Origin of the sequence: Brevibacillus parabrevis, from assembly GCF_003710905.1 — a bacterium.
Lineage (GTDB): Bacteria > Bacillota > Bacilli > Brevibacillales > Brevibacillaceae > Brevibacillus > Brevibacillus parabrevis.
Genome location: NZ_RHHV01000023.1, coordinates 53,994 through 71,535, shown reverse-complemented (window position 1 = coordinate 71,535; position 17,542 = coordinate 53,994). Strand labels below are relative to the sequence as shown.

At 51.7% G+C, this 17,542-nt stretch carries 18 protein-coding genes and 2 riboswitches; of the genes, 11 read left to right on the top strand and 7 right to left on the bottom strand.

Features of this window, described 5'->3' with window-relative positions; all coding sequences use genetic code 11:
- Positions 1-3: 3 nt before the first annotated feature.
- The 4 genes from EDM60_RS26365 to EDM60_RS26350 all read right to left on the bottom strand — a co-directional run bounded on the left by EDM60_RS26365 (position 4) and on the right by EDM60_RS26350 (position 4,789).
- Entirely contained in the window at positions 4-942 is a 939-nt protein-coding gene (locus EDM60_RS26365; RefSeq protein ID WP_122966612.1) for an AAA family ATPase, read from the bottom strand.
- Between the two features lie 56 nt (positions 943-998).
- Positions 999-2,207 (bottom strand): MFS transporter, encoded by a 1,209-nt coding sequence (locus EDM60_RS26360; RefSeq protein ID WP_122966611.1) that lies wholly within the window; start codon positions 2,205-2,207, stop codon positions 999-1,001.
- Positions 2,207-3,253, bottom strand: a complete 1,047-nt coding sequence (locus EDM60_RS26355; protein WP_122966610.1) for an ArsR/SmtB family transcription factor — start codon at positions 3,251-3,253, stop codon at positions 2,207-2,209. Before EDM60_RS26355 ends, EDM60_RS26360 begins: the two co-directional genes overlap by 1 nt.
- Positions 3,254-3,487: 234 nt before the next feature.
- Positions 3,488-4,789 (bottom strand): homocysteine synthase, encoded by a 1,302-nt coding sequence (locus tag EDM60_RS26350; protein WP_122966609.1) that lies wholly within the window; start codon positions 4,787-4,789, stop codon positions 3,488-3,490.
- 90 nt (positions 4,790-4,879) lie between these two features.
- Positions 4,880-4,988: riboswitch (SAM riboswitch) on the bottom strand.
- Positions 4,989-5,550: 562 nt separating this feature from the next.
- Between EDM60_RS26350 and EDM60_RS26340 the strand changes: the two genes are divergently transcribed.
- The gene (locus EDM60_RS26340; RefSeq protein ID WP_063229423.1) at positions 5,551-5,862 is read left to right on the top strand and encodes a rhodanese-like domain-containing protein; all 312 of its coding nucleotides are present in this window, start codon (positions 5,551-5,553) and stop codon (positions 5,860-5,862) included.
- An 81-nt stretch (positions 5,863-5,943) separates the two neighbouring features.
- Entirely contained in the window at positions 5,944-6,567 is a 624-nt protein-coding gene (locus tag EDM60_RS26335) for an SCO family protein (protein ID WP_063229424.1), read from the top strand.
- 2 nt (positions 6,568-6,569) lie between these two features.
- Here EDM60_RS26335 and EDM60_RS26330 read toward each other — a convergent pair whose 3' ends face one another.
- Positions 6,570-6,908 carry a YqzG/YhdC family protein gene (locus EDM60_RS26330; protein WP_122966607.1) on the bottom strand — a complete coding sequence of 113 codons (339 nt, stop codon included), beginning with the start codon at positions 6,906-6,908 and terminating at the stop codon, positions 6,570-6,572.
- 286 nt (positions 6,909-7,194) lie between these two features.
- Here EDM60_RS26330 and rnjA point away from each other — a divergent pair, with 286 nt between their 5' ends.
- From rnjA to EDM60_RS26310, 4 genes are all read left to right on the top strand, one after another.
- A complete protein-coding gene (gene rnjA / locus EDM60_RS26325; RefSeq protein WP_167470390.1) occupies positions 7,195-8,868 on the top strand; it encodes a ribonuclease J1 in 1,674 nt (557 codons plus the stop codon).
- Positions 8,869-8,956: 88 nt separating this feature from the next.
- Positions 8,957-9,385 carry a BrxA/BrxB family bacilliredoxin gene (locus EDM60_RS26320; protein ID WP_122966605.1) on the top strand — a complete coding sequence of 143 codons (429 nt, stop codon included), beginning with the start codon at positions 8,957-8,959 and terminating at the stop codon, positions 9,383-9,385.
- 71 nt (positions 9,386-9,456) lie between these two features.
- Positions 9,457-10,329 carry an aldo/keto reductase gene (locus EDM60_RS26315; protein WP_122966604.1) on the top strand — a complete coding sequence of 291 codons (873 nt, stop codon included), beginning with the start codon at positions 9,457-9,459 and terminating at the stop codon, positions 10,327-10,329.
- A gap of 113 nt (positions 10,330-10,442) precedes the next feature.
- Positions 10,443-11,144: an SDR family oxidoreductase gene (locus EDM60_RS26310; protein WP_122966603.1), complete on the top strand. Its 702-nt coding sequence runs from the start codon at positions 10,443-10,445 to the stop codon at positions 11,142-11,144.
- A 100-nt stretch (positions 11,145-11,244) separates the two neighbouring features.
- On the opposite strand, the gene EDM60_RS26305 is transcribed toward EDM60_RS26310, so the two are convergent.
- Positions 11,245-11,808 carry an MFS transporter gene (locus tag EDM60_RS26305; RefSeq protein ID WP_233454138.1) on the bottom strand — a complete coding sequence of 188 codons (564 nt, stop codon included), beginning with the start codon at positions 11,806-11,808 and terminating at the stop codon, positions 11,245-11,247.
- Between the two features lie 288 nt (positions 11,809-12,096).
- Positions 12,097-12,657, bottom strand: coding sequence for an MFS transporter (locus EDM60_RS26300; protein WP_141254253.1), 561 nt, complete (start codon positions 12,655-12,657; stop codon positions 12,097-12,099).
- 189 nt (positions 12,658-12,846) lie between these two features.
- Between EDM60_RS26300 and EDM60_RS26295 the strand changes: the two genes are divergently transcribed.
- The 5 genes from EDM60_RS26295 to EDM60_RS26275 all read left to right on the top strand — a co-directional run bounded on the left by EDM60_RS26295 (position 12,847) and on the right by EDM60_RS26275 (position 17,357).
- Entirely contained in the window at positions 12,847-13,860 is a 1,014-nt protein-coding gene (locus EDM60_RS26295; RefSeq protein ID WP_122966601.1) for an LCP family protein, read from the top strand.
- Between the two features lie 283 nt (positions 13,861-14,143).
- Positions 14,144-14,443, top strand: coding sequence for a Ger(x)C family spore germination C-terminal domain-containing protein (locus EDM60_RS26290; protein ID WP_233454207.1), 300 nt, complete (start codon positions 14,144-14,146; stop codon positions 14,441-14,443).
- 105 nt (positions 14,444-14,548) lie between these two features.
- Positions 14,549-14,668, top strand: a riboswitch (SAM riboswitch).
- Positions 14,669-14,778: 110 nt separating this feature from the next.
- On the top strand, positions 14,779-15,792 hold the full coding sequence (locus EDM60_RS26285) for a methionine ABC transporter ATP-binding protein (protein WP_122966698.1): 1,014 nt from the start codon (positions 14,779-14,781) through the stop codon (positions 15,790-15,792).
- Positions 15,793-16,458: a methionine ABC transporter permease gene (locus EDM60_RS26280; protein WP_063229431.1), complete on the top strand. Its 666-nt coding sequence runs from the start codon at positions 15,793-15,795 to the stop codon at positions 16,456-16,458.
- Between the two features lie 56 nt (positions 16,459-16,514).
- Positions 16,515-17,357 carry a MetQ/NlpA family ABC transporter substrate-binding protein gene (locus tag EDM60_RS26275; protein WP_122966599.1) on the top strand — a complete coding sequence of 281 codons (843 nt, stop codon included), beginning with the start codon at positions 16,515-16,517 and terminating at the stop codon, positions 17,355-17,357.
- Positions 17,358-17,542: the final 185 nt, after the last annotated feature.

The following is a 17,542-nucleotide window of genomic DNA, read 5'->3' as shown; positions in this document are numbered from 1 at the left end:
GGCTTACACGCTTTCCTCAACAGGTGCCGGCACGCTGGACATGATTTGCATAACCACTTCCTGCTCCGTCACATGCAGCTCGGCTTCCATCGACAGACGGATTCGATGGGCAGCGAGGCTCGGGAACACGGCTTTGACATCGTCCGGCAAAACGTAAGTGCGCCCGGATACAAAAGCGTAAGCCTGTGCCGAGCGCAGCAGGGCAAGCATGGCGCGCGGGCTGATGCCGACGTCGACAGAGCGATGGCTGCGGGTAGCTTCGGTCAAATCGATGACATAGTCTTCTACCGCCTGGCTGACGTGGACAGCGGCGACTTCTTTTTGCAGGGCAGCAATCTTTTCCACCGTTATTACGGGCTGAATCGTCTCCAGAGGAGAGCTGCTGCGAAATCTGCGCAAAATCTCCTTGGCGTCTTCGCGTGTGCCGTAGCCAAGCGACAACCGGAACAGGAAGCGGTCCAGCTGAGCCTCTGGCAATGGATAAGTGCCTTCTGATTCAATCGGGTTCTGGGTGGCGATTACCAGCATGGTCGAAGGCAGTGCCAATGTAACGCCTTCAATCGTTACCTGGCGTTCTTCCATGCATTCCAGCAAGCCGGATTGGGTCCGCGGGGTCGCGCGATTGATTTCATCAGCGAGCAGCACGTCAGCGAAAACAGGCCCTTTGCGCAGTTCAAACTCGCTCGTGCGCTGATTGAAAACATGCAAACCTACTACATCGGACGGGAGCAGATCGGCAGTAAACTGAAGGCGGTTGTACGTTCCGCCGATCGCTTGGGCCAAAGTTTTGGCGAGTACAGTTTTGCCCATGCCAGGCAAGTCCTCCAGCAACACATGTCCACGCGCCAAAAGAGCTGTTACCAGCAGGCGGACCTGATCTTCTTTTCCCACGATTACTCGGTTTACGGTGGCAAGCAGGCTATCCAGAGCAGGATGAGTCATGAGATTTCTCCTTTATGTAGATAGGGTATGGGGTGATGTCATTTCCACGCATTTCATTATACATGGAATATCCTATATTTTACAAATTTTTGCAAAGCAATCCCGCCGATGGAAACGGCCACGATCAGCGCACCGATCGCGAAATAGAGCGGGCGAATGCCGACGCTGTCGCTGAGCGTTCCTCCCAGCCAGATCCCTATAGGCATTGTAGTGCGAACGATCAGCAGACGCACTGAGAATACGCGTCCCATCATCCCGGCTGGGACGTGCAGTTGATAGAGTCGCGTGCTGTGCAGTTGAAAAAAGGGGGCAGTAACACCCGCCAACAGCTCGATGGCGATTGCCAGCTCGATGAACGGAGTGAAGCCTAAAGCGACAAAGCTCAACCCGCCTGCCACCAAGGAGACGAGCATGACTAAAGAGGGCTCCAGATGATTAAACAGCTTGGGCACCAGAAAAGTTCCGATGAGGTAGCCTAACGGATAGCCTGCCAAAAACAATCCCGCATGCAGAGCCGTTCCGTGCAGCTCGCCCGCCACAAACGGCAGATTGAGCACCAGAGTCACACCGACCGCGAACTGCACAAGTGCGGAGTACAGGCTCAAATAGAAGAGAAACGGTTTTTCCCGAAAGACGGACAGCCCTGCCTTGAACATGAAAAGCCATGATTCTGCTGTTTTGGCAGGAGGGACCGAAGTCTTTTCGCACAAAAGCAGAAAAACTCCGCTGACGGCATACCCGATGGCGACCAGGCCCAGCACATGTGTGCCGCCGATGCTCGCGACGAGAATCCCGCCCAGCGGCGGGCCTGCAATCATCGCGATGCGCATGGCACTGTCCAGATAAGAGTTGGCTTGCAGCAGCGATTCTTGTTTGACAAGAGTCGGGAGCAGCGATTGGCTCGCTGGCACGTACAGCGGTTGAACAAGACCGTTGATCAGCGATGTCAGATAGAGCGGCCAAAGAGCGTCAGGCGCATAGGAAATCGCCAAAAAAGCACAGCCGAAAGCCGCACAGCGCATCCACTGGGAAAAGAGCATGACGCGCTTTTTGTCAAAGCGGTCAAGATAAGGGCCAGCCACAAGCTGCACCAGCAGCGAAGGCAAAAAGTAAAGCAGCCACATTTGTCCGACAGCAGTCTGGGAGCCGGTGATTTGGTAGAGCAACCAGCTGTTTGCCAGCGTCGAAAGCGATGCGCCAAACTCGGAGATCAGCTGACCGAGCAAAATACAGGTGTAGGAACGGTTTTTCCAGAGCGGAATCATCAAAATCCCCTTTCCAGAAACTGATCGAGCAGGAGGGAAAGCTGGGATACGGACTGGCTGCGCAGGCGAAACCGGGAGCCGGACGCTTCTACCAGACGCGCGGAACGAAGCATGGACAAATGGTGATGAACCGTCGATTTTGCCATTTGCAGGACGTCGGTCAATTCCTGCAAGCTCAGCTCTTTTTCCGCCAGCATTTTGACCATGCGGAGCCGCTGCTCGTCTCCGAGCGCCTTGAAGCTTTGCACCAGAGCCTGCGGCGGCTGGTACGGGTCGATGTGCTCGCTCATGTTTTCATCGGCGACCGGGTAGTAAAAAATTTTCGTGCCCGCGTCATCGGCCTGCACCGTCCAGGGGCGATAAATCGCTTGGGGGATTAGTAGCACACGAGTGACGGTTGGCTCAGGGGGATAGCTTGCTCCGGTTGCCCACTCCACCAGTGCTTCAGGATCGAGCTTGTCCTGCATCGCGCGCTTTTGCGACGAATCCTTTTCCAACATACGCCGGATGCTGGCTTCTTGCGGCTTGATGTGTGTCTGATACCAGCCTTCCATCAAGGTGAGCAGATGCTGGCGCAGTTCATTTGTATCGACAGAGGTGATATGGGCAATATACGCTGCAAAAAAGAGGTGGTCCCGGCATGCTGCTTGCAAAAGCTCGGCGTCTGCTGCGCTGCCCTGCGCGGCATTTTCGCGTGCTTGCTGTCGTTCCTGGCCCAAAAAAGGCAGGGCGTGGTAGCGCAACTCTTCTGCCGACAGCTCGCTGACAACATGCAAAAACGATTCGAGATCGGCAAAAGGCTGGTGGTGGAGCAGTTGCAGCAACGTCTTCCAAGTGTTGTGCCTTTTGGCGTAATCAACTTCAAGCTCGACGGATTGCGGAAGCGCGCTCAGCATGCTGCTCCAGTGCTCAGGCGGATGCTCCAGCGTGTGGTGAATCTGATCGTAAGTGGCGACGGCGATTCCGAGTGCGGCTTCAAAAAGCGGTGAGCAAGCGAAGTCGAGCTGGTAGGTGGTGCGTGCACTGCCGATGTTCCATATTTTCAAAGCGGATCACCCTTTTCCCATTTTTTTCATAGATCAAATTCTAAAATATTCGAACTGTTAATTCAAGTTATTTCGAATGAATAGTTCAATGATTTTCGCATTTGTTCTTTTTTCTCTGCTGATTTAGTTGAGACTATCCAGTGAAAGACACAAAAAAACGAAAAAACCACTTCCCTGACGAGAGTGGTTTTTTCGTTTTCGCTTGAATGAAAAGGTATGGTGTTGTAGGAAAACCTATACCTTGCTCACGGCAACAGCTGCTTCCAAAGCTTGCTTCAAATCGCCGATGATGTCTTCGATCGCCTCTGTTCCGACAGACAGACGGATCAATCCGGGAGTTACTCCTGCCGTTAATTGTTCCGCTTCGTTCATTTGCTGGTGCGTCGTGCTCGCCGGATGGATAACGAGCGACTTGGAGTCGCCTACGTTTGCCAAATGAGAGAAGAGTTTCACGGATTCGATCAATGTTTTGCCTGCTTGCACGCCGCCGCGGATGCCGAAGGTGAGGATGGCGCCAGCGCCTTTTGGCAAATATTTTTGCGCGAGTGCGTAGTTGGCGTCGCCTTCAAGACCTGGGTAGCTGACCCATTCCACTGCCGGATGCTCGGCGAGGAATTTCGCTACCGCGAGTGCGTTTTGGCTGTGGCGCTCCATGCGCAGGTGGAGTGTCTCCAGACCTTGCAGGAACAGGAAAGAGTTGATAGGAGCTACGGCAGCGCCGATGTCGCGTTGCAGTTGCACGCGCGCTTTGATGATGTAGGCGAGCGGGCCGACTGCTTCTGTATAAACGACTCCGTGATAGCTTGGGTCTGGCGTCGTCAGACCAGGGAATTTGCCGTTGTTCCAGTCGAATTTGCCGGAATCTACGATAATGCCGCCAATCGCCGTGCCGTGTCCGCCGATGAATTTGGTCGTGGAGTGAACGACAATATCGGCTCCGTGCTCGAACGGACGGGTCAGGATTGGCGAAGCGAATGTATTGTCGACAATCAGCGGCACGCCGTTTTCGTGCGCGATGTCCGCAATTGCCTGCAAGTCGGCCACGTCGATGCGAGGGTTGCCGATCGTCTCGCAAAAGAGCGCCTTGGTATTATCGTTGATGAACGCGCGGAAGTTGTCCGGATTGGACTGATCCACAAAGTGTACTTTGATGCCCAGGCGTGGCAGCGTATGGGCAAAAAGGTTGTACGTCCCGCCATACAAACTGCTAGATGCGACAATCTCGTCGCCCGCTTGCGCAATATTCAAAATCGAGAAGGTGATGGCTGCCTGACCGGAAGAGGTTGCCAGCGCACCTATGCCGCCTTCGAGCAGAGAGACGCGCTTTTCAAATGCGTCTTGGGTCGGATTCATGATGCGCGTGTAGATGTTGCCGAACTCTTTCAAAGCAAACAGGTTGGCAGCATGCTCCGTGTCACGGAAGACGTAGGAAGTCGTTTGGTAGATCGGAACCGCGCGCGAGCCTGTTACCGGGTCTACCTCCTGTCCGCCGTGTACGGCGAGCGTTTCCGGTTTCCATTGTTGTTGGTCAGACATGATCATCTCTCCTTTTTATATGGGGGTAAGGAAATAAAAAAACGGAGCGTTCTCCTGAGTAGAAGAAGGCTCCGGCTATGCACGGGTGTGCGTTCATCTCTCAGAATCTATGGATTCTGCAGGAATTAGCACCGCGCAAGACTCGCTTGCTGGTTGCCGGGTTTCATAGGGCCTGTCCCTCCACCGCTCTTGATGAAAATGTAGCTTTCAGTTGTTGTCATAATTGTATGAAAAACCATACTTCGCTGTCAACATCAAATGATTAAGTTATCGGGGTGGATTTTGTGGATTTTAAAGATTTACCCGTTCATGCTGTTGCCCATAAGATCCAGAGAGCCTGTCTGGTAAGCTCTGTTTACATGGTTTGTATGAGGGTTTCCTTCATCTGAAACCAAATGAGTTGCCTTACGAGATTGTTTTCCTTTTTTGGCATACAAGAGGACCGCAGCCAGAGTGCAAACAGCCAAAATTCCAAGGACATACATCATAGAAATAACTCCCCCTCACGCTAAGCTTCATCAATTATCAGCGTTCTTTTTCATGAACTGGCAGACATGGTTTTTTACTTGTAATTTTATAATTTTATGGTCATTTTTGTAAATTCTCTGAACTTGCAAGCAACCGAGCCTTGCTGTCACAAAATTGCCCCTATATCTCGGCGCTTTCGCAGCTCCCGCCGTTAGAAAACGCCTGGGGCCTATGATATGATGGAAATGGCAGAAAACGACTAAACGATTGTACATATAGGAGGAAAAAACGCGATGAGCCATGGCGTGAAGGAAATTACACCACAAGAGCTGCTGGAAAAGCTCGCGGCAAAAGAACAGCTTCAGGTGATTGATGTACGCGAGGTGGAGGAGTGGAACGAAGGCCATATCAAAGAGGCCAAGCTGATTCCGCTCGGCTTTTTGCCGCATCGCACCGACGAGCTGGACAAAGACATTCCGGTCATCATGGTGTGCCGAAGCGGCGCACGCAGCCACCGGGCAACTGAATATTTGTGTGAGCTTGGCTTTGACGCTGCCAATATGGTTGGCGGAATGCTGGCATGGCCTGGGGAAAAAGAAGTCTAGAAAGACAGAGAAAATGTGCGCTGCTCGCCGCTGCAAGCAAAGCGGGATGGCGCATGAGATGTGCAGGGGAGGCAGGAAATCGTGAGTGAAGGAGCACAGCAACAAGGGTCAGCGTTGCAGCGCCATTGGTTTACGGTGCTGGCAGGCTTGATTATCCTTGCGATTGTAGGTGTGTTCGGCTACAAATACTTGGCAAAAGATCCGATTCCGGTGATGAAACCGATCGCGGACTTTTCGTTGGACAACAGTGACGGAACTTCCTATACGTTCTCGCAAGGCAAAGGCAAGGTGCGCCTTGTCGAGTTCATGTTTACCAATTGCCCTGATATTTGCCCGGCAACGACGTACAACATGTCCAAGCTTCAGGATCAGTTGAAGGAGAAAAAGCTGTTCGGCGACAAGGTTGAGTTTGTCTCGATCACCTTCGACCCCGACTTTGATACGGCTGAGGTTTTGCAGCAGTATGCAGCGAAGTTCAAGGCTGATCAAAGCGGCTGGAAGTTTTTGCGCGGAGATGCCCAGGCGGTGGAAAAAGTAACGAAAGACTTCGGGATCGCGGTACTGAAGCAGCCTGACGGTTCTTTTGCCCACACCGCACGCATGTTCCTCGTCGACGGTGACGGCAACATGCGCCGTGCTTACGGCATGGCGGCGGACATGGACATGGAGCAAATGATGAAAGAAATGGAACAGCTCGCTGACTAGACTCAGACGGTTTCTTCGTACGTGATGTTCACGACTCGTTCCGTTTGGTTTTCAAATTCAATATGCACAAGAAGCGCCCACCTGCGATTGCCCTGCTGGAGCAAGAGCTTGAACGTCTCCTCTGACGTGGTGGGCGTTTTTGCTATGCGCCCGACATGCAAATAGTCTACGATTTGCGCGTGCGGATATTTTTGCATCGTTTCCTGCATCGCCAATCTGCCCCATTTGGCATATGGCGGCTGGGCATTTGCTGGGGCATACTGGAAAAAGAACAGCAGCAAACTTGCGGCCAGTGTAGCGAGAAAGCTGCGCGTGAGGAACATGTTCATGGAAGAATGCATGGCGGAGGCTCTCCTTTTTCGTGTTGGAAAACGGGCTTGCCATGTAGTCTGAAGTCTTTTTAAAGCGGTCATTCGTAGAAAATCCTTACACGTGCAAAAGGGGGCTTGCGGCCGGAGCAGTCGCTTGATGCCCAGCTTTTGCTCGAGTTGGAGATACCGCGTATCAGTTTTCTAATATTGACCGAAGATGAATGTGTGGAATTAACAAGACAGGATGAAACGAACGCCTCGCGTTGTGTTACAATAAGAATGGCATGCTTGGTTCGGGTTCCCAAAATCATGCACGATGAAGTTAGGAGGAAAGAGTTTGAGCGACGTTAAGATTTTCGCAATGGGCGGCCTCGGCGAGATCGGAAAAAATATGTATTGCGTCGAGTATGAGGATGAAATTATCATCATTGACTGCGGGGTGAAGTTCCCCGAAAATGAAATGTTCGGTATCGACCTGGTCATCCCCGATATTTCCTATTTGGTGGACAACCAGCACAAGATTAAAGCACTTTTGTTAACGCACGGACATGAGGATCACATCGGAGCGATTCCTTATATTTTCAAACAAATTAACGTGCCGATCTACGGTGGTCGTCTGACCCTGGGCTTGGTCAAGGCGAAGCTGGAAGAGCATCGCATGCAAAATGACGTGAAGATGATTCCGATCTCGGAAGATACGGAAATTCCGTTCAATCGACTGAAAGCGACTTTCTTCCGTACGAATCACAGCATCCCGGATTCGCTCGGGGTTGTGCTCCACACGCCTGAAGGCATGGTTATCCATACAGGCGACTTCAAATTTGATATGACTCCAGTCGGACAGACCACAGAGTACGGCAAAATTGCCAAACTCGGCGCGAGTGGCGACGTTTTGGCTTTGCTTTCCGATAGTACAAACAGTGAGCGCTACGGCTTCACCATGTCAGAGCGCACAGTTGGCGAGGGGATTCTCGATGTGGTGCGCAAAGCGCGCGGTCGCATCATCCTGGCTACATTCGCGTCCAACGTGCATCGTCTGCAACAAGTGGTAGATGCCGCTGAACAGTGCAACCGCAAAGTCGCGGTCATCGGCCGCAGCATGGAAAAAGTGTTCCTGATTGGACAAGAACTGGGCTACATCCAGATGCCTGAGGGTATGCTGATTGATATCAAGCACATTGACAACTACGCAGACAATCAGGTGCTGATTATTTGCACGGGAAGTCAAGGCGAGCCGATGGCGGCGCTGACCCGGATTGCTTCCGGATCGCACCGCACTGTGTCGATCTATCCGGAAGACACGGTGATCATCTCTGCTTCGCCGATTCCGGGCAACACGATCAATGTCAGCCGGACGATAGACAAGCTGTACCGGGCAGGCGCAAACGTCGTGCTCAGTCACGTGTTTGACATTCACGCGTCTGGACACGGAAGCAGCGAAGAACTGAAACTCATGCTCAACTTCATTCGTCCGAAATACTTCATTCCGATTCACGGTGAATACCGGATGCTGAAGACGCACTCCAAGCTGGCGCAGCAAGTAGGAATTGACGAGAGCAACATTTTCCTCATGGACAACGGGGAAGTGCTGAACTGCAACCGTGAAAAGGCATGGCTCAGCAAGGTGCACGCCGGAATCGTGCTGATCGACGGCAGCGGCATCGGAGACGTAGGCAACATCGTTCTGCGCGACCGCAAGCATTTGGCGGAAGATGGCCTGATGGTCGTCGTCGTCAGCCTCGATATGAAAAACTTCAAGATTCTCACGGGACCAGACATCGTCAGCCGCGGTTTTGTCTATGTGCGCGGTTCTGAGTCGCTCATTCAGGAAGCGACGCTTCTGGTTCGCCAGCGCCTCCAGGAAGCGCTCGACAAGAAGATCAAGGAATGGTCTGAGCTGAAATCCCAGATCAATGAAGTAATCAAGCCGTTTATTTATGAAAAGACCGGACGCAATCCGATGATCCTCACCATTTTGATGGAAGTGTAGAACGAAAGCACTTCTGCGTTCTCGCGAGGGCTCGATCAGGTTATAATAATACGTAAATGGAAACGTGATACAAAGGAGAGGTTGCCCCATGATGTCTTATGAAGCGTATATGAGCCAAGTGATTCAACCGATGCGCGATGAATTGACCCGCAACGGATTTCAAGAGCTGCGCACGGCAGAGGAAGTTGAACAAACATTGCCGAATGCAAAAGGTTTGACTCTCGTAGTCGTTAACTCCGTATGCGGCTGCGCAGCAGGACTCGCTCGTCCGGCAGTGGTTCATTCCTTGGGCCATTCCACCAAGCCAGACAACATCTATACTGTATTCGCAGGTCAGGATAAAGAAGCTACGGCAAAAGCCCGCGAGTATTTTGAAGGCTATGCGCCGTCGTCTCCGTCTTTTGCGATCATGAAGGACGGCAAAATCATGACGATGATCGAGCGCCATCAGATCGAGAACAACGATCTGCAAACCATCTCCAACCTGCTGACCACAGCTTACGAGACATACAAATAAACAACAATGACCATGACAAGGCGCTCGGAATCGGGCGTCTTGTTTTACATCCGAAAGGAGCAACCACCAGCATGCAGACCCGATCATTTGGACGAGATCCCCATCAAGTTTCCTTGCTCGGATTCGGTGCGCAGCGGATCGTGGACGAGCACGATTGCAGCGAAGAGCAGGCAATCGCGATTATTCGCCGCGCAGTAGAAGCGGGCGTCAACTACTTCGATACAGCTCCGAGCTACAGCGACGGGCAGTCGGAGACCCGGGTGGGCTTGGGGTTAAAAGGCTTGCGCGACCGCGTGTGGATCGCGACCAAGACGGGAGGACGCACCCGCGATTTGGCTTTGAAAGATTTGGAGGGCAGCTTGAAGCGGCTCCAGACGGACTACGTCGACGAGTGGCGCATGCACAACATCATGCAGCCGCACGATCTGGAAGCGATTTTTGCCAAAGGCGGCGCTCTGGAAGCTCTGCTGGAAGCCAAAGAGCAGGGACTGATCCGCAAAATCAGCATTAGCGGACATACCGACCCGCGCTTGCTGGCAGAAGCGATTCGCCGTTTTCCTTTTGACAGTGCGCTCGTGGCTTTGTCTGCTCTGGATCACTTCATCTACAGCTTTGCCCATGATTTCGTGCCGCAAGCAGTCGAAAAAGGCGTGGCCGTCATCGGGATGAAGGTGATGGGGCTGGGCAAGCTGGCTCCGTGGACGGAGCAGGCGCTGCGCTATACATGGAGTTTGCCTGTCGCAACAGCGATCTTGGGCGTGAGCAAAATGGACGAGCTGGAGGCGGATTTGGCCGCGGCAGACGCTTTTGTGCCGATGACCGATATCGAACGCGTGGAGCTTTTCCAACAAATCATGCCACTCGTGCGGCCGGATGTCCTGCGCTGGAAAGCCCGCGAATGGATGTCTGGCGAATGGTATCAGCTGCCCGAATTGCCATTTTGATTGAGCCGTAAAGAGAAGGAACCTCTTCTGGATTTGATTTGCTGGAAGGGGATTCCTTTTCGTCTTTTACTATACTATTATATATAATAAGTTTATAAAAGGCGGTGATTGTTGTGTCTGCAAGCAAGCTGGTGGTCATTACAGGGGCGACCCGGGGATTGGGCAGGGCGATGGTGGAGCGGTTTCATGAAGCGGGCTGGGTCGTCGCGGGATGCGGCCGCTCGATGGCAGAAGTGTGGAACTTGAATCGCGAGTTTGGAAAAAGGCATCATTTTTCGATGATCGACGTTTCCGACGGGAAGCGGGTGGAAAGCTGGGCAGAGGAAGTGTGCAGCAAGCTTGGCGTACCGGATCTTCTCCTCAACAACGCCTCCCTGATCAATCGCAATAGCCTGCTGATGGAGCTGTCGCCAGAGGAATTTACGACAGTCATGAATGTCAATGTAAACGGCGTGTTTTACGTCTGTCGCGCTTTTTTGCCGAAAATGGTACCCGATCCGGAGGGCAGAGTGATTGTAAACATCAGCTCGTACTGGGGGCGAGTCGGGGAAGCGTATGTAGCACCGTATTGCGCATCCAAATTCGCAGTCGAAGGGCTGACCCAATCGCTGGCGCAAGAATTGCCGAAGGGGATGGCGGCAGTCGCGCTTGACCCGGGAGGAAGCGTCGGTATGTCCATGCTGCAAGCGTGTTCGCCGCAAGACATGGCGGCAGCCCCATCCGCACAAGAGTGGAGCCGTGTAGCTGTGCCGTACATCATGAGCCTTTCTGCGAAGGACAACGGCAAATCGTTGACATGCCCGCCAGTGAGGTAGCCGGGTTTACGAAGAAAGCGACAATCGAGAACGGTCTGGATAGCAAACAAGCCGCCTTTTTCCAAGCTGGAAGCAGGCGGCTTGTTTATGTGTAAACGAATCAACTGGCTTTTGTCGCCGAGACTCGTTTTTCGCGCTGGACATACGCATGGAGCAAACAGAGGAAGACGGAAGCAAGCGAAACGAGAGAGGCCAAAAGCAACGTGGGCTGCACGCCACCGTGGTCGTACATATAGCCCATCGCCAGCGGGCCGAGCAAGCGCCCCACAGCGGTAATCGCCCCGACGACTCCCAGGTAAAAGGGAGCGTTTTCCCCCGTCTTTTCCGTAATGAAAGTCGGGATGGTCGGAGAGATCAGCATTTCGCCAAAAGTGGTAATGATCATGCCGGCGATAAAAGCAAAGTAGCTGCCGTGATACATGAGCATGAAGCCGAACCCGAGAGCGTATGCCACCGCGCTTGCCACCAACTGCGCGGACAAGTTTTGCTGCAGGATGCGCTTGATCCAGGACGTGATGGGCTGACCCGCAAAAATGATGATGCCGTTGATCGTCCACAGCCAACTGAAGGCCGACAGCGGCATGCCCTGCGCCGTAATGTAAGGGGCGACACCCATGTTCCAGACCATGTTGGAAAAGAAAATACAGGTAGCTCCCAGTGCCATGAACAAGTAAAGCTGGTAGCGCAGAAGCAGGGCAAACGTATTTTTCGCCTCGCCTTGCCGCCGGTTTTCTTTTGCCTGGTCGCCAACCAGCTTGGTGCGAGATATTTTTCATAAGGCTCTTTTCGCAAATTTTGTTGCTATTGCTGTTGTGGAAACGTGTGCTCTATAATGAAAATCAGGAAGTCTATAGGATTTCCATTTACCGTGAATGCACGCTTCGCTTGGTACTATAAATATCAAGCAACTCACGGCTTTTCTAAAAGCAACAATTTCTTAGAAAAGAGCGTTTCATAAAAGGAAGAAGAACAGCGCAAACAACAGCGTGCTCGTACTGTTGAACAAAAAGGTCAACTGAAAGGAAAAGGTAGCGATGACCCCGGCAAGCGAAGTGCCGATCGCCATGCCGAGATTGTTGCCTACGTAGACGATGTTAAACAGCTCTCGGCGCTGCTCCTTCCAGCGAAAGCCAATAAATGCCTGGATCGCCGGAAAAGAAAGGTTGAAAGTAAAGCCCAAACAGGTCATGAGCACGAGATAGACGGGCCAGCTGCTGATGAACGGAATGGACAGCTGAATCAATCCTTGAAAAAGCAGCGCTCCCACGATGAGACGCTTGGCGCCCAAGCGGTGAAACAGGGAGCCGCCGACGAATTGCCCGGCAATGCCCGCCAAAGACTGGACCATCAAAACAAAGCCGGCTTCGGTCATGGAGCGTTGGAGAATCGTATGTACGTACAAAGTAGTCAACGGCCACATGAAAGCGCTGCCAGCAGAATTGATAAAGCTTGCAACGAGAAAAAACAGGGCTTCCTGCGGGTAACGCTGAAAAAATACGGATGGAGAAAGCACGACAAGTCACCCCTTGGAAACGAGTATGAAGGTAGTATAAAGAATATTGCAAATTTTGTAAACGTTAAAGTATAAAAAGTTAAGCTACCCAAATAAAGGCTGCTCCACATTGTAAAGATTCGAGTATACTAAACAAGTGGTGAGATGAGTTCAAGTAGATACAGAGAATAAAAGGTGGAGTAGTTCTTTATGCGAATATGGAAACGAGTGTTGCTCCTGATGCTTGTCGTGATTGCCACGACAGCGGGTTATTACGGATACTCCTTTTATGAGTTTGCTCAAAATATCCAGGCTCCTAATGTTGTTACACCTGCCCCGCCGGATGGCGGAGCCGCAACGAAAGCGGCGGAGATACCCGAGTGGGATGGTCAAGAGCGTGTGAACATCTTGCTGATGGGTGTGGATCGCAGGGGAATGAAAAATAACGGGCTTCCCCGTTCCGACTCCATGATGCTGGTCAGTATCGACCCGGCATCCAAGCGTTACGATCTGTTCTCCATTTTGCGGGATACGTATGTGGACATTCCCGGAAATGGCAGCTCGCGTATCAACTCGGCGATTGTAGACGGCGGGCCTGAGCTGGCGATGAAGACGGTCAGCCAGTTTACCGGACTTCCTGTGGATCGCTACGTCATTACCGATTTCGAAGGCTTCAAGGCGCTGATCGACGCGGTGGGCGGCGTCGAGATCGACGTAGAGAAAAACATGTATTACCATGACCCGACAGATAAAGGCGTCTACGATATCAATCTGAAAAAAGGTGTGCAGCAGTTGGATGGCAACAAGGCGTTGCAGTACGTCCGTTTCCGCCATGACGCCACATCCGACTATACGCGCACCGAGCGTCAGCGCAAATTGCTCGCCGCTGTAGCGAGCCAGATGAAGAGCGGCACATCCCTGATCCAGTTGCCGTCCATCCTCAAACAAGTGGCGCCGTACATCCAGACGAACATCAGCTCCATGGACATGCTGAAGCTGTCCGCGCTCGGCTTGAAGCTCGATACGATGCAACCGGGCAACTATCAGCTGCCGCCGATGGGAATGTTCCGGGAATCGCACAAGGCAGGAGCCGTGCTCATTCCCGACGTAGACCAGATTCAGTCGTTCATTCAGGAAAAGCTTGAGCCGCCGACTGAAACGATGCAACAAGAGGACAACAAAACAGACGACAGTACAGACAGCAAAGACAGCACGCGAATGTAGCGTGCTGTTTTTTTGCATATTTGGGCACACTATCCATGATTTTCTACAGTACAGGCACATTGGGGTGAATGAGATGGACCAGGAGTTCCTGCATAGATGGTTTTCGCATGGCGGATGCCAAAGTCGTGTACAGCGAGCTTATTCCGAAGCTGAGGGAAATCGATCAGGATAGACTGAATATCGATCATGTCGAAAGGCACTTGGGACTGGGGAAACGAGCAAGGGCATGCGGGACAAGGCGAATTTGCAATCAGACAAAAAACTTTTAGGCGGGCAAATACGGGTGGCATTGTACAATGAGCACTTTGCGAAAAAAGGCATTGGCAGCATCTCCTCCCGTTACAGCAAAATGATGAAAACGATGGAGGACGCATTGGAAAAGGAAATCGAGAAAGAACTGCAAAAAGTCGTCAAAAAATTGCAGCAACTGGACGTCGATCCGGCAGGATTTGGCATCGTCTATCGCGCCCAGCAGAGGGGATTGAAAGAGATGACGAACCGCGACTGGAGAAAAAATTTTCGGCAGGCGTCTTTTCGTTTTCATGTTCAGGCAACCATTATCCGCAACGGAGTGATGGATTAAAAAAGTTTTTCCTGGGATTGCTATTGACGGGATATTTTCAAAAAGGATATAATCCGGTTTGTATCATGAAAATATGAAAAACGAACATAATATACGTGGAAATCTTTCTTATCAAGAGAGGCGGAGGGACAGGCCCGATGAAGCCCGGCAACCGGTTCATTTTTTCGAAAATGAGCGTCGCGGTGCCAATTCCTACAAGATTGGTTGGATCTTGATAGATGAGAAGGGTGGATGCGAACGTATACATGCGTTGCAGCCCCTTTTTCGTTTATGAAAAAAGGGGCTTTCTGTTTTTCACAAGGCATGTAGACAGATTTTGCTGGGAGGTGGATGCGTTGATTCAATTGCAACAACTGCATAAAAGCTATCAAGTACAAGGCAAGACGATTCCGGCATTGCTCGGGATTGACCTTTCCATAGATAAAGGGGAAATTTACGGGATCATCGGGCATTCCGGTGCGGGGAAAAGTACCCTGATTCGTTGCATCAACCTGTTGGAGCGCCCTACGTCAGGACAAGTCGTTGTCGACGGAGTGGATTTGACCAAGCTCGATGACAGCAAGCTTCAGGAAAAGCGCCGCCAGATCGGGATGATTTTCCAACACTTTAACCTGTTGTCTTCCGCGACCGTAGGCGAGAATGTCGCTTTCCCGCTCAAGCTCGCCAATCGCTCGAAGGCTGAAATCCAGAAAAAAGTGGACGAGCTGCTCAAACTGGTCGGGCTGGAAGCGCATCGGGACAAGTACCCGTCGCAATTGTCCGGCGGTCAGAAGCAGCGCGTAGGCATCGCCCGAGCGCTGGCCAATGATCCGAAAGTGTTGCTGTGCGACGAAGCGACTTCCGCCCTCGATCCGCAGACGACGAACTCGATTCTCGCGCTCTTGCTCGATATCAACCGCAAACTGGGGTTGACCATCGTGCTGATCACGCACGAAATGCACGTGATCCGTTCCATCTGCGACCGCGTAGGCGTCATCGATGGCGGAAAAATTGTCGAGTCGGGCGAGGTTCTGGACGTGTTTCTCAAGCCACAGCATCCGACGACACAGGAATTTGTCGAGCAGGTGGCCGATTCCAGCGAGCTGCGGGAAGCAGTCGCGCACGAAAAGGCGGCAGGAAACCGCACGATTGCCCGCGTCACATTCCTGGGGGAAAAGACGTACCAGCCGATCTTGTTCCAGACGATGCAAGAAACAGGCACGGTGTTCAGCATCTTGCAAGGAACGATTTCCCGCATGAAGGATACGCCGTACGGCCAACTGGTCGTCGAGCTGGAAGGCGATGTCCGTCAAAACGAAAAAACCATCGAGACGTTGCGTCAGCGTGGCTTGGAAGTAGAGGTGATATAGATGGACTGGACTTTGGAAAATGTGGATTGGTCGGAGATCGCCGAGGGAACAATAGATACGCTGACGATGCTTGGCTTCTCGACACTGTTTACCATCCTGATTGGTTTGCCGCTGGGGATTATTTTGTTCCTGACTTCTCGCGGACAGCTTTTGCAAAACCAGGTGTTTTATGCGATTGCCTCATTCGTTGTCAATATACTGCGTTCTGTACCGTTTATCATTTTGATGATCTTGCTGATTCCTGTGACAAAAGTAATTGTGGGTACTTCACTCGGGGTACTCGGAGCGATTCCGCCGCTCGTCATCGGTGCAGCCCCGTTTTTTGCGCGGCTGGTGGAAACCTCTCTGAGAGAGGTGGATCGAGGAGTCATCGAAGCTGCTCAGTCGATGGGAGCCTCCAACTGGCAAATCATCTGGAACGTGCTGCTTCCTGAATCGCGTCCAGGTCTGGTGGCCGGGATTACGATCACGACAGTTGCCCTCGTCTCTTACACCGCGATGTCCGGCGTAATCGGCGGCGGCGGGCTGGGAGATTTGGCAATCCGCTACGGCTACCAACGCTTCCAGACAGATGTCATGATTGTTACAGTGATTATTTTGCTCGTGTTGGTCCAGATCTTGCAGTCGCTGGGGGATCGCCTGGTTATGCGATTCAGCCGCAAGTAAGGTCTTTCCATATAAGCTTTGCAGAACACAGACCAAAAAATAGGGGGAAATCATTTATGAAAAAATTAGTCGTATCTGTACTTTCTACCGTATTGGCATTTTCCTTGGCAGCGTGCGGAAGCAAAACGGAAACAGCTCCAACTCCAACTGAAGGCGGCGCACAAGGCGGACAACAGCAAGAAGTAACGTTGAAAGTAGGCGCTTCTCCGGTTCCACACGCAGCCATTTTGAAGTTCATCGCTCCAAAGCTGAAAGAACAAGGTGTTAACCTGGAAGTGAAAGAGTTTACCGATTACGTACAACCAAACGTACAACTGAATGAAAAGCAACTGGACGCAAACTTCTTCCAGCACAAGCCTTACCTGGAAGAGTTCAATAAAGGTCAAAACATGGACTTGCAGCCAGTAATCGCCGTGCACATCGAGCCTTTCGGTGCTTACAGCAAAAAAGTAAAATCCGTTGACGAGCTGGCAGAAGGCGCGACCATTGCTTTGCCAAACGACCCGACCAATAGCGGACGCGCGCTCGCACTGTTGGAGAAAAACGGCGTGATCAAGCTCAAAGAAGGCGCTGGCATCAGCGGAACGGTAAAAGACGTTGTAGAAAACAAGAAAAACCTGAAGTTCAAAGAAGTAGAAGCTGCTATGCTGCCACGCGTCCTGGAAGAAGTTGACCTGGCGCTGATCAACACCAACTACGCACTCGAAGCAAAACTGGTGCCGACAAAAGACGCTCTCTTCCTTGAAGACAAAGAGTCTCCATATGCGAACTTCCTGGTAGCTCGTCCAGACAACAAAGATTCCGAAGCGATCCAAAAGCTGGCGAAAGAACTGAACAGCCCAGAAGTGAAAAAGTTCATTGAAGATGAATACAAAGGTTCCATCGTTCCTGCATTCTAAGGAACAGCTAATTGATGAATCAACAAATAAACCCAATTTGGCCCGTGTGGCTGGTTGGGTTTATTTTCATTTATAAAAGTATAAATATTCGTAAAATTTAATTAAATCTCACCGAACCCCATTCTCAAGACGATTTTTGTCGAGTATATTGTGGTGGCGATAGAAAAAATTGATAAAGGGGAAAA

Excerpts from the sequence above, each read along its gene's own strand:
- EDM60_RS26275 (WP_122966599.1), top strand. The coding sequence starts at position 16,515 with ATGAAAAAATTAGTCGTATCTGTACTTTCTACCGTATTGGCATTTTCC.
- EDM60_RS26360 (WP_122966611.1), bottom strand. The coding sequence starts at position 2,207 with ATGATTCCGCTCTGGAAAAACCGTTCCTACACCTGTATTTTGCTCGGT.
- EDM60_RS26350 (WP_122966609.1), bottom strand. The coding sequence starts at position 4,789 with ATGTCTGACCAACAACAATGGAAACCGGAAACGCTCGCCGTACACGGC.
- EDM60_RS26365 (WP_122966612.1), bottom strand. The coding sequence starts at position 942 with ATGACTCATCCTGCTCTGGATAGCCTGCTTGCCACCGTAAACCGAGTA.
- EDM60_RS26340 (WP_063229423.1), top strand. The coding sequence starts at position 5,551 with ATGAGCCATGGCGTGAAGGAAATTACACCACAAGAGCTGCTGGAAAAG.
- EDM60_RS26295 (WP_122966601.1), top strand. The coding sequence starts at position 12,847 with ATGCGAATATGGAAACGAGTGTTGCTCCTGATGCTTGTCGTGATTGCC.
- EDM60_RS26315 (WP_122966604.1), top strand. The coding sequence starts at position 9,457 with ATGCAGACCCGATCATTTGGACGAGATCCCCATCAAGTTTCCTTGCTC.
- EDM60_RS26330 (WP_122966607.1), bottom strand. The coding sequence starts at position 6,908 with ATGCATTCTTCCATGAACATGTTCCTCACGCGCAGCTTTCTCGCTACA.
- EDM60_RS26305 (WP_233454138.1), bottom strand. The coding sequence starts at position 11,808 with ATGGCACTGGGAGCTACCTGTATTTTCTTTTCCAACATGGTCTGGAAC.
- EDM60_RS26320 (WP_122966605.1), top strand. The coding sequence starts at position 8,957 with ATGATGTCTTATGAAGCGTATATGAGCCAAGTGATTCAACCGATGCGC.
- rnjA (WP_167470390.1), top strand. The coding sequence starts at position 7,195 with ATGAAGTTAGGAGGAAAGAGTTTGAGCGACGTTAAGATTTTCGCAATG.
- EDM60_RS26280 (WP_063229431.1), top strand. The coding sequence starts at position 15,793 with ATGGACTGGACTTTGGAAAATGTGGATTGGTCGGAGATCGCCGAGGGA.